The sequence below is a fragment of the Bacillus sp. ABA4_010 genome (genome assembly GCF_056159105.1).
This window is the reverse complement of the sequence record NZ_JBSWUN010000003.1, coordinates 172,931-184,439: the sequence shown is the minus strand read 5'-3', so window position 1 is coordinate 184,439 and position 11,509 is coordinate 172,931. Positions and strand designations below refer to the sequence as shown.

Below are 11,509 nucleotides of genomic sequence, written 5' to 3'. Positions count from 1 at the left end.
AGCAATACTTTCGCTAAAGTTTCCATGTTCTTCTCCTTATCCGATTCCAGCTCCGATAACATAAGACATCCCTACTGAAATAACCAAGGCTATAAAGCCAACCGCCCGGTTATCCTTTTCAATTTCATCATCAATCCTGAACTTTGGTGTTAAAAATTCGAAAATAAAATAACTAATCAACAGTAGGATAAATCCAAATAATCCCCATCCAATCATTTCAAAAAGCGAATCGTGTTGCTCAATGGAGTACCGAAAAATGTTTGCTAAACCAAAAATTTTTCCTCCTGTAGCCATCGCTACTGCTACATTCCCTTTTTGGATTTCTTCCCAATTGTGATATTTCGTCACGATTTCAAAGATGACAAGGAAAACAATCATACAAAGAACAACAACGCTGTAATATGCAGCGGTTTCCACATAGGGGTTTTCCCAAAAGGATTTCATTATTGTCTTCTCTCCTATCCTTTAAACTCGACAACCGTTACACCGGTTCCTCCCTCTGTGGCTTCCCCAAAACGGATTTTTTTCACAGAACGGTGATTTTTTAAGTATTCTTGCACTCCTTGGCGAAGCGCTCCCGTTCCTTTTCCATGAATGATGGATACACGTGGATAACCGGCTAATAAAGCATCATCGACATACTTTTCCACACGGAGTAACGCGTCTTCATAGCGTTCTCCCCGCAAGTCGAGCTCGAGACTGACATGATAGTCTTTCCCTTTGATTGTCGCAAGTGGCTTTGTTTCAACAGGCTTCGGTGAACCGATATACTCCATGTTACTTTCCTTCACCTTCATTTTCATAATCCCCATTTGCACTTGCCACTCACTGTTACTTACTTTTTCAATAAGTGTCCCTTTTTGACCAAAGCTGATTACCTTCACTTCATCGCCTGGTGTAAACGTTTGGGTCTTCTTTTGGCCCACCTGTTTTTTGCCGCTCTTTTGAAGAGTTGGAACAGCTCCCTCCAAGCGTTTTTTCGCTTCAATGAGCTCATGTTCTTTGACAAGGGCATGTTGATCCCGGCTCATTTTTCTTAGCTGACGAATAATTTCTTCTGCTTCTTCTTTCGCGCTGTCAACCGTTTCCGCCGCTTTTCGTTCCGCTTTTTCATATAACTGGTCACGTTGCTCATTAAATTCCAAAATTTGAGTTTGTAATTCTTTATGCAATTTTTCAGCTGTTTTGCGGAGTTCTTCTGCCTCTTTTAATTCATCTTCTGCTTGACGTCTGCTTTCTTCAAGAGACGCAATCATATTTTCAACCGTATTCGTTTCCGTCCCGATGAATCCTTTTGCCCGATGAATGACGCGTTCCCCAAGACCAAGACGCTTGGATATCTCAAAAGCATTACTTCGACCAGGAACACCAATTAACAATTTATACGTAGGACTCAATGTTTCAATATCAAATTCTACACTCGCATTAATGACTCCTTCTCGATTGTAGCCATATGCCTTTAACTCCGGATAATGTGTTGTCGCAACGACACGCGCTCCTCTTTGGTGGACTTCGTCTAAGATTGAAATCGCCAGAGCCGCTCCTTCTTGCGGGTCTGTTCCTGCCCCAAGCTCATCGAATAAGACAAGGCTCTTATAGTCCACATTTTTTAAGATTTCTACAATGTTGACCATGTGAGATGAAAACGTACTCAAGCTTTGTTCAATCGACTGCTCATCCCCAATATCGGCAAAGACATGGTCAAAAACCGCCATTTCCGAGCCATCAAGGGCGGGAATCTGCAAGCCGGATTGAGCCATTAATGTAAACAGCCCCAGCGTTTTCAACGTAACCGTTTTCCCTCCCGTATTGGGACCGGTAATCACAATCGTTGAATAATCTCCGCCTAATTCAATATCATTGGCCACTACATCCTCTTTTGAAATAAGCGGGTGCTTCGCTTTAAATAGCTTGATGTAACCATGCTCATTCATTTTTGGCTTAGACGCCTTTAAACGATGGCTGTATTTTCCTTTTGTAAACATAAAATCAAGGTCTCCAAGTACCGTCACATTGTGCAAGAGCTCTGGCGCAACCTCGGCTACTTCCTTCGTCAGCTCAACTAAAATGCGCTCAATTTCCTGTTTCTCCTGCACTTTTGCTTCTTGAAGTTCATTGTTGAGTGTCACGATGGCTTGCGGCTCGATAAAGAGCGTCGCTCCGGATGATGACTGGTCATGGACAATTCCGCCATATGCATTGCGGTATTCTTGCTTCACCGGAATAACAAAGCGTTCATTTCGAATGGTCACAATGGCATCTGAAAGCATCTTCTGGGCGGACGAGGAACGAATAAGACTCTCCAGCTTTTCTCTAATTCTTGACTCTGTTGTTCGGAGACGCTGACGGATACTTCTCAGCTTATCACTCGCTCCGTCCAACATCACTCCATTGTCATCAATGCTATTTTTAATCGCTTGTTCTACTTGTGGAAGCGGCGTTAATTGTTCACCTAACTCCTGCAAAATTGGCAAGTGAAACTCTTCTTCCACCAGTTCTTCAATAAATTTCTTCATCTGTCTCGTCCCGTAAATCGTGCTGGCTACGTCTAACAACTCCGTCATACCCAGTGTACTGCCAATAGACGCTCGCTTTGCATAAGGACGAATATCGTAAATGCCTCCGAGCGGGACATTTCCTTTCACTCGTAACACAGTGACTGCTTCATCTGTTGCGTTTTGTCTTGTGACGACTTCTTCATAGTCTGATGACGGTACCAGCTGCATGACCTGTTCACGGCCAAGGGATGAGGCAACATGGGTAAGAAGCTGCTCTTTCACTTTATCGAATTCTAGTACTTTAAAAATGCGCTGTTGCAACATTTTTGCCTCCCTTTATATCTATTAACGTAAAACGTTGTCTTTTTACTTTTCTTTGTTGGTGGTGTTAAGCCTTAGTCATTGCGCTTTAAAAAAGCAAGCAAATCGTCCAGTGCATATGTATTGATCACTTGCTCCGGTCGAATCCACCCTTTAATCGCTGTTGATACGCCAATCTCCATATGCTCCAACATATCCATATTGTGAGCATCCGTATTAATTACGAGCTTCACACCCGCTTCTTGCGCCTTTTTCAAATGCTCCGCCGCCAAATCAAGACGGTGAGGATTCGCATTCAGTTCCAGTGCAGTGTTCGTCGTTTTCGCCAGCTCAATTAATAGATCCATATCTACATCATAACCTTCTCGTCGCCCAATCAATCTTCCCGTAGGATGTGCAATGAAATCAACATGCGCATTCTCCAACGCTGTTTTCAATCGCTCCATAATGACCTCACGAGGCTGAGAAAAACTTGAGTGAATCGAAGCAATAACAAGATCCATTTCACTTAACAGCTCATCATCATAATCGAGCGAACCATCCGGTAAGATGTCCATCTCCACACCTGCTAAAATCGTAAAATCCTCATATTGTTCATTCAAGCGGTTAATTTCTTCACGCTGCTTGCGCAAGCGCTCGGCTGTTAATCCATTCGCTACCTTTAAATATTGTGAATGGTCGGTGATCGCCATATAACGATAGCCTTTTTTACGGCATGCTTCCGCCATTTCCTCAATGGAATACGCACCATCGCTCCACGTTGAATGCATATGCAAGTCGCCTTTTACATCAGTCAAACTAATGACAGAGCGAGCTGCTTGAAAGGCCTCAACCTCACTGCCGTCTTCACGCAGTTCAGGCGGGATGAAATGGAGATCAAAATGTTGGTAAAATGCCTCTTCTGATTCAAATGTAAGGATTTCACCTGTCTCCGTTTTCTCTACTCCATACTCACTAATTTTTTCCCCGCGCTCTTTAGCAAGCTGGCGCATCCGAACATTATGGTCTTTCGATCCGGTAAAATGATGCAGCGTTGTCGCAAACTCCGTTTCTTTTACTAATCGGAAATCGACAGATACGTCATATTCATAACCGAGCACAACCGAGACTTTCGTATCGCCGTTTGCAATAATTTCTTTTACTTTCGGTAACGTGATGAGTTGTTCACGTACTTGCCCGTTATGCTCTGCTGCAATAATAAAATCGAGGTCTTTAATCGTTTCCCGCATACGGCGTAAGCTTCCTGCACGTGAAAACTTAATAATTCCTGCCATGCGTGCTAGTTCTTGTTCAATTTCTTCAGCAATCGGGAGCATGAAGGCAATTGGCAGACGGTCTGGTCGTTTACCAAACTCCTCAATTGCCGCAAGAATTTTTTCTTCTGTTTTTTTACCAAACCCGCTCAGACCTTGTACTTTTTGCTGTAAGCAGGCTTCTTTTAGCGAATCAATATCTTCCACTTGAAGCTCTTTGTACAGCTTGGCAATCTTCTTGCCACCAAGCCCCGGGAGCTTTAATAACGGAATCAAACCTGAAGGAACTTCGGCCTGCAGTTCTTCAAGTACAGATGACTGTCCTGTTTGTATGAATTCATCAATTACCGCTGCTGTACCCTTCCCAATGCCAGATAATTGAGTAAAGTCTTCAATATCTGCTAAACTTCTTTCATCGTTTTCCAAAGCTGCTGCCGCCTTGCGAAAAGCAGAAATTTTAAATGGGTTATCCCCTTTTAATTCCATATATACTGCAATCGTTTCTAACAATTGAATGATTTGTTTTTTATTCATTTTTACACCGCCTGTAGGATAGATCATGATCACACATCATATAATTTATCATGTGCGTATAGATTAGTTCCATTATGAAGAATGACAAGATATTTTGTGATAATAAAATGAACCGCCTCCGAAACCCTTAGCTGTGCTGGATCTCATCGGACGGTTCACTTAGCGGGTCTTCCCGTTTCATTTTAAAGGGTTGTGTAATGTCTCCATAAATCCTGAATAGCAGAAGACAAAATAGGCGTATCGTTTACAATGAACATCGCCATGAAGGATTGCTGAATCGGTTCTTGAATTTCGTTCACAGGTACAATAGCACCGATGTAGAGAAGGACGAAGGACACAAGATAAACTTCCGCAAACCCTAAAATGCCGCCGCCCCATTTATTGAGCTGCTTTAATACCGGAAGCTGCGCCAATGAATGGAGCATCGAACCGACCATTCCGAGCAGCAGCTTTGTTCCAAAAAACAATACAGCAAACCCGATCATTCGGTAAAATGCCTCTTCTATATAAGTTTGTTCAAACAACAAAGACGTGATTCCTTGCATTTGCGTTTCAGGAAAGGAAATAAGGAGCTTAATTCTAGGCGCAAGCTGATCGTTAAAGGTATAGGCTACGAGGAAGGCAGCAGCGAAGCTAATCAAATGGACAAGCTGACGAATAAACCCGCGCTTAATTCCAGCTAGGAACCCTAACAAAAGCAAACCGATCAAAATAATATTAAGCATTGATTTCATTCCTTTGGATCGTGAAATTGTCTCTCTATTTTTTCATAATCATCTTTTAGTTTAAGAAAATCGTGTACGACGTTCACCGCTGTTAACACAGCCAGTTTATTTATATCTAAATGTGGATTTTTTGCACTGATTTCACGCATTTTATCGTCGACAATAGACGCCACAAGTCGAATGTGACTGGTGCTTTCGGTTCCGACGATAGTATACTGTTGTCCGAAAATATCGACTGTCGTACGTGTTTTAGGTTGTTCTGACACAAAAAGTCCTCCGTTCCACCAAATCCTAATCCTTATCATACCATGAAGCCGCGCTCTATGGAAAGCCATGTACTGTTAAATAACGGCATATGAGATTCACCTACAGTTACAAAGAGCCACAAGGTTGCAGCGAAGGCCTGAACGTCTTATTTTCCACATGGTATAATAGGAAAGTTGAAACGTGGGGCAACCCATCAAAAGAGCAGAAAAATTGAGTTAAATGAAAAGGAGCTCATCAATGTCAAATACCGTTTTGAAAATGGATGCAAAGCAATTAGAAAACATGAAACAGCATTATGCAGCAAAGCTTGTGGAAAAAGTTCCACAAGGAGGACTTTTTGTCGCTAAAACAGGGACTTGTACCATTACAGCGTATCGTTCGGGAAAGGTTCTTTTCCAAGGTCAAAGTGCTGAAATAGAAGCGACTAAATGGGGAAGCGCTCCAGTTTCAGTCTCTTCTGCTTCTTCTACACGTAAATCTTCTAGTACACTTCCACCTAACATTGCCAAACAATCTTTCATCGGCTCCGATGAAGTCGGGACAGGCGATTTCTTCGGTCCGATTACAGTAGTAGCGGCCTATGTCGATAAAGAGCAAATCCCGCTTCTCCAAGAACTAGGTGTCAAAGATTCAAAAAGTTTAACCGATGAAAAAATTGTCGCCATTGCGAAACAGCTGATTACCTTCCTTCCATACAGTCTCCTTATTCTGCATAACGACAAATACAATGAATGGCAGCAAAAAGGCATGTCGCAAGGAAAGATGAAGGCGCTTCTTCATAATAAAGCAATCGCAAATGTGTTAAAAAAAATGGCTCCTGTTAAGCCTGAAGGTATTCTCATCGATCAGTTTGCGGAGCGTTCCGTTTACTATAAGCACATCGCTTCCCAACAAGAAATCGTGAAAGAGAACGTGCACTTCAGCACAAAAGGCGAAAGTGTTCATATCGCCGTAGCTGCTGCTTCGATGATTGCCCGTTACGCGTTTTTAAGGGAAATGGAAAAATTGAGTGAAAAAGCGGGCTTCCTTTTACCGAAAGGAGCAGGAGCTCAAGTAGATATCGCTGCCGCCCGTTTGATTAAACAACATGGTAAACAAGCGCTCCCTTCGTTCACTAAATTTCATTTTGCCAACACGCAAAAAGCGATGAACATTGCGAAAAAGTAAAAGCCATGAGCCGGTCGGCTCATGGCTTTTACTTTTTTATTAAGAACGCAATGATGCGTTGAATGCTTCTTCTACTGCTTTTAATACGCGGTCATGTGCTTTCGTCACTTCTTCATCTGTTAATGTACGCTCTGGGTCAAGGTAACGAAGAGAGAAGGCAACAGACTTTTTGCCTGGTTCCATTTTTTCCCCTTCATATAAATCAAATACCGTCACGTCTTTCAACAGCTTGCCACCCGCCTCTGTAATGACACGCTCGATATCGCCAGCTGAAACGTTTTGCTCCACTACAAGCGCAATATCGCGAGAAATCGATGGGAAGCGCGGAATAATTTCATATTGAACTTCTTGAACATCTGCTGTTAACAGCGTTTGTAAATCCAATTCATATACATATGTTTCACGCAAATCAAGCTCTTTTTGTACCGCTGGATGAAGCTGACCAACAAATCCGATGCTTGTGCCATTCATAAATACTTCAGCCGTACGGCCAGGGTGCATGCCCTCTTTGCTTGCAAGCTTGTATTCGATAGACGACGTTGCCCCTACTAAATCAAATAGCCCTTCTAAAATACCTTTAACCACATAGAAGTCCACAGCTTTCTTTTCTCCTTGCCAGCTGTGTGTATGCCATAATCCAGTAATAGCTCCAGCAAGGCGTTCTTTTTCTTGCGGTAACTCTCCTTGTTCGTTTGCTAAGAATACGGAACCAATTTCATATAACGCAACCGAATCCATTTGGCGAGCATTATTATGTTTAACCGCTTCTAACAGATGTGGAATAAGGCTCAAGCGAAGCGTGCTGCGCTCCTCACTCATTGGCATTGCTAAACGGATAGCTTGACTTTGTTCAAGCGCAAATTGAGCTGCCTTTTCTTCACTCGTCAATGAGTACGTAATGGCTTGTAAAAGACCCGCACCTTCTAAGAAGCGGCGAACTTTACGGCGTTTTTCTTGGTAAGGACTTAAGCGCCCAGGCGTTGCTTCTGAAATTGGCAACGTTGTTGGGATGTGGTCATAGCCGTACATACGTGCCACTTCTTCCACTAAATCTTCCTCAATCGTAATGTCGCCTCGTCTTGTTGGAACAGTGACAACAAAGCTTTCTTTCTCTTCTTTCACTTCAAATTGAAGGCGCTCAAAAATATCCTTCACTTGTTCAGCTGTTAACGCTGTACCAAGTACACTATTAATGCGCTGTAAGGAAATAGAGATTACTGCTGGTTCAATTGTCAGCGTATCTGCTTCAACCGTTCCGTCCACTACTTCACCACCAGCATATAAACTCATTAGTTCCGCTGCGCGATCTGCCGCTAAACGTGTGCGGTTTGGATCAATGCCTTTTTCGAAGCGTGCGCTCGCCTCACTTCGTAAGCCATGGTCTTTTGACGCCGTACGAACAGTTTGTCCTTTAAAATATGCCGACTCGATTAATACCGTTGTCGTATCATTTTGAACTTCAGAATTCGCTCCACCCATCACGCCGGCTAAAGCAATAGGCTCTGTTCCATTTGTGATGACAAGGTGCTCAGCTGTTAAAGTCCGTTCTGCCTCATCAAGTGTCACGATGTTCTCACCGTTTTGTGCACGTCTTACTAAAATTTCTTTTGAGCCAATACGGTCATAGTCAAATGCATGAAGGGGCTGGCCATATTCTAATAAAATGTAGTTTGTAATATCCACCACGTTATTGTGCGGGCGAATGCCTGCTGCCATTAAGCGTGTTTGCATCCAAAGCGGAGAGGGCGCAATTTTGACGTTCTTCACAATACGTGCCACGTATAATGGGTTGTCTTCTTTCGCCTCCACCTTAATGGCAATATAATCAGACGCTTTTTCATCGTTTGTTTCTAGGGCGATTTCCGGATACTTAACTTCACGTCCTAAAATAGCGGCTACTTCATGCGCAACTCCTAACATGCTTAATGCATCAGAACGGTTTGGTGTTAAGCCTAGTTCCAATACTTTATCTGTTAAATTCAACAGTTCAAGCGCATTCGCTCCTGGCTCCACATCATTCGGGAAAACGAAAATGCCTTCTTGATATTCTTTTGCCACAAGCTTTCCTTCGACTCCAAGCTCTTGAAGTGAGCAAATCATGCCGTTCGATTCTTCTCCGCGAAGTTTTGCTTTTTTAATTTTGAAATTGCCCGGTAAAACAGCCCCAACTGTCGCTACCGCTACTTTTTGGCCTTGAGCGACATTTGATGCGCCACAAATGATTTGAACAGGCTCATCTTCCCCGATGTCCACTAAGCACTTATTTAATTTATCTGCATTCGGATGTTGCTCACGCTCAACGACATGACCAATGACAACACCGCTAATGCCTTCGCCTACGTCTTCTACGCCTTCCACTTCAATTCCGCTTCTTGTAATCTTTTCAGCTAATTCTTCTGCTGAAATTCCTGTTAAATCCACATACTCCTGTAACCAACGATATGATACAAACATGTGCAAACCCTCCCTTTTTACGCTCGTTTAAATTGTTGTAAGAAACGTACATCATTTGTATAGAAATGACGAATGTCATCGACACCGTACTTTAACATGGCAATACGCTCTGGTCCCATACCGAAAGCGAATCCTTGATATTTCTTCGAATCATAACCGGCCATTTCAAGTACGTTCGGATGAACCATTCCAGCACCTAAAATTTCAATCCAGCCCGTTTTTTTACATACATTACAGCCTTTTCCGCCACACTTATGACAAGATACGTCTACCTCAACAGACGGCTCTGTGAATGGGAAAAAGCTTGGACGAAGACGAATTTCACGCTCTTCACCGAACATTTTTTTCGCAAATACTTCAAGCGTTCCTTTTAAATCGCTCATGCGAATGTTTTCATCGATAACTAGCCCTTCAATTTGTGTAAATTGATGAGAATGGGTCGCGTCATCATTGTCGCGGCGATATACTTTACCAGGGCAAATAATTTTAATCGGACCTTTGCCCTCATTTTTCTCCATCGTACGTGCCTGTACCGGAGAGGTATGCGTACGAAGCAAAATTTCCTCTGTAATATAGAAAGAATCTTGCATATCACGTGCCGGATGACCTTTTGGCAAGTTGAGCGCTTCAAAATTGTAATAATCTTTCTCGACTTCAGGACCTTCCGCAATGGAATAACCCATTCCTAAAAATAAATCTTCAATTTCCTCCACAACTGCTGTTAACGGGTGATGGTTCCCTACTTTAACAGGACGTCCCGGAAGCGTCACATCAATCGTTTCGGATGCAAGCTTTCGTTCTACTTCGGCTTGTTCCAACACCGTTTGTTTTGCTTCAAGATTCGATGCGATCGCTTCGCGCACGTCATTGACAAGTGCTCCCATTACAGGTCGTTCTTCAGCTGATAGTTTCCCCATGCCACGCAATACTTCTGTAATAGGCCCCTTCTTTCCAAGGTAAGCAACACGTACATCATTTAACTCTTTTAAATCATGAGCCGCTTCAATTTTAGCAATCGCTTCTTGTTGCAGCTCTTGTAAACGTTCTTTCATGCGAAAAATCCTCCTTTTTATCTTGCATCTTTTCATGGAAATAAAAAAACCCCTTCCCAAAAAGGGACGAGGTTTGATCGCGGTACCACCCTTATTTACGACAATATCAATATCTGTCGTACAACTTCAGCCACATAACGGTTTAAAACCGGAACACCTTTACATCACGCGGATGGTCCAAGTGTCAGCTCAGGAGGTGAATTCACGTATGTCTACCATAAAAATGCTTTCAGTCACGGCATTTTCTCCCTTAATGGCGCGCGTTACGCTACTCTTCTCCATCTACGCTTTTACATATGTAATTCCATTGATGTTCCATTCTCCATCAGTCAAGGATTTTGTCCTTCCTGAATCGAAGTTTCCTTTATTATATGGAAAATAAAACGATGTTGCAACTACATCCCGCGTAAATAGTACAATAAAATTCCGGCAGCAACGGCCACATTTAGCGACTCACTCTTACCGTAAATCGGGATGTATAAATTTTCATCTGCTTGTTCTAATAACGACGGATTGACGCCACTTCCTTCATTTCCGACTAAAAGGGCGAAAGCTCCCTTTGGCTGTACGTCCATATAAGGTTTTGCATCGTTTAAAGATGTGCCATACACCGAAACGCCGCGCTGCTTTAAAGCGGGAATAACCTCCTGCAAATCTCCTTTTACAACAGGCAAATGGAAAATCGCGCCTTGCGTAGAGCGAATAACTTTACTATTGTATAAATCAACACTGCCGTTGCCTAAAACCACTAAATCTACTCCAGCCGCATCTGCCGTTCGAAGCATCGTACCAAGGTTTCCTGGATCTTGAACAGCATCAATTAATAAAATGTTGCTTACATTCTCTCGTATGTCACTCGTTTGCTGCTGATAACAAACCGCTGCCACGCCTTGCGGGGTTTCGGTATCGGTAATGGCCTTCATAATCTCTTTGCCAACGACCGTAATAGAAATATTATCAACATTCCAAGAAGAAGGCATACTTACTTCTTCTGATACGATAAGCTCTTTCACCGTTTGCTTCGTCCGAAGCGCTTCTTCTACTAAATGATAACCTTCCACTAAAAATAGCCCGCTATTGTCTCGTTCCTTTTTTGTATGGAGTTTTTTCCATGTTTTCACTTGTGGATTTTTTACCGAATCAATTCGTTTCACCGTTCTGTCTCCTTCTTCTATTGTAAGTCCATTTTATACTGCCACCATTATATCTCAATTCTTCGTACATAGAAAATGCTCATA

9 protein-coding genes and 1 other annotated feature are annotated in these 11,509 nt (G+C 42.7%); of the genes, 1 reads left to right on the top strand and 8 read right to left on the bottom strand.

The window, feature by feature from the left end; genetic code table 11:
- Positions 1 to 36: 36 nt before the first annotated feature.
- The 5 genes from ACXAEO_RS02115 to zapA all read right to left on the bottom strand — a co-directional run bounded on the left by ACXAEO_RS02115 (position 37) and on the right by zapA (position 5,597).
- Complete coding sequence (locus tag ACXAEO_RS02115; RefSeq protein ID WP_474877402.1) at positions 37 to 444, bottom strand: DUF350 domain-containing protein; 408 nt, start codon at positions 442 to 444, stop codon at positions 37 to 39.
- A 14-nt stretch (positions 445 to 458) separates the two neighbouring features.
- The gene (locus tag ACXAEO_RS02110; protein ID WP_474883909.1) at positions 459 to 2,819 is read right to left on the bottom strand and encodes an endonuclease MutS2; all 2,361 of its coding nucleotides are present in this window, start codon (positions 2,817 to 2,819) and stop codon (positions 459 to 461) included.
- Positions 2,820 to 2,893: 74 nt separating this feature from the next.
- Positions 2,894 to 4,606, bottom strand: a complete 1,713-nt coding sequence (polX, locus tag ACXAEO_RS02105) for a DNA polymerase/3'-5' exonuclease PolX (protein WP_474877398.1) — start codon at positions 4,604 to 4,606, stop codon at positions 2,894 to 2,896.
- A 182-nt stretch (positions 4,607 to 4,788) separates the two neighbouring features.
- Positions 4,789 to 5,331, bottom strand: coding sequence for a CvpA family protein (locus tag ACXAEO_RS02100; protein WP_474877396.1), 543 nt, complete (start codon positions 5,329 to 5,331; stop codon positions 4,789 to 4,791).
- A 5-nt stretch (positions 5,332 to 5,336) separates the two neighbouring features.
- Complete coding sequence (gene zapA, locus ACXAEO_RS02095) at positions 5,337 to 5,597, bottom strand: cell division protein ZapA (RefSeq protein WP_474877393.1); 261 nt, start codon at positions 5,595 to 5,597, stop codon at positions 5,337 to 5,339.
- Between the two features lie 238 nt (positions 5,598 to 5,835).
- Between zapA and rnhC the strand changes: the two genes are divergently transcribed.
- On the top strand, positions 5,836 to 6,765 hold the full coding sequence (gene rnhC, locus ACXAEO_RS02090; protein ID WP_474877390.1) for a ribonuclease HIII: 930 nt from the start codon (positions 5,836 to 5,838) through the stop codon (positions 6,763 to 6,765).
- A 39-nt stretch (positions 6,766 to 6,804) separates the two neighbouring features.
- On the opposite strand, the gene pheT is transcribed toward rnhC, so the two are convergent.
- The 3 genes from pheT to ACXAEO_RS02075 all read right to left on the bottom strand — a co-directional run bounded on the left by pheT (position 6,805) and on the right by ACXAEO_RS02075 (position 11,425).
- Positions 6,805 to 9,219 carry a phenylalanine--tRNA ligase subunit beta gene (pheT, locus tag ACXAEO_RS02085; RefSeq protein WP_474877388.1) on the bottom strand — a complete coding sequence of 805 codons (2,415 nt, stop codon included), beginning with the start codon at positions 9,217 to 9,219 and terminating at the stop codon, positions 6,805 to 6,807.
- Positions 9,220 to 9,236: 17 nt separating this feature from the next.
- A complete protein-coding gene (gene pheS, locus ACXAEO_RS02080; RefSeq protein WP_474877386.1) occupies positions 9,237 to 10,271 on the bottom strand; it encodes a phenylalanine--tRNA ligase subunit alpha in 1,035 nt (344 codons plus the stop codon).
- Positions 10,272 to 10,330: 59 nt separating this feature from the next.
- Positions 10,331 to 10,565 (bottom strand) — a binding site (T-box leader).
- Positions 10,566 to 10,666: 101 nt separating this feature from the next.
- On the bottom strand, positions 10,667 to 11,425 hold the full coding sequence (locus ACXAEO_RS02075) for a TrmH family RNA methyltransferase (RefSeq protein ID WP_474877383.1): 759 nt from the start codon (positions 11,423 to 11,425) through the stop codon (positions 10,667 to 10,669).
- Positions 11,426 to 11,509: the final 84 nt, after the last annotated feature.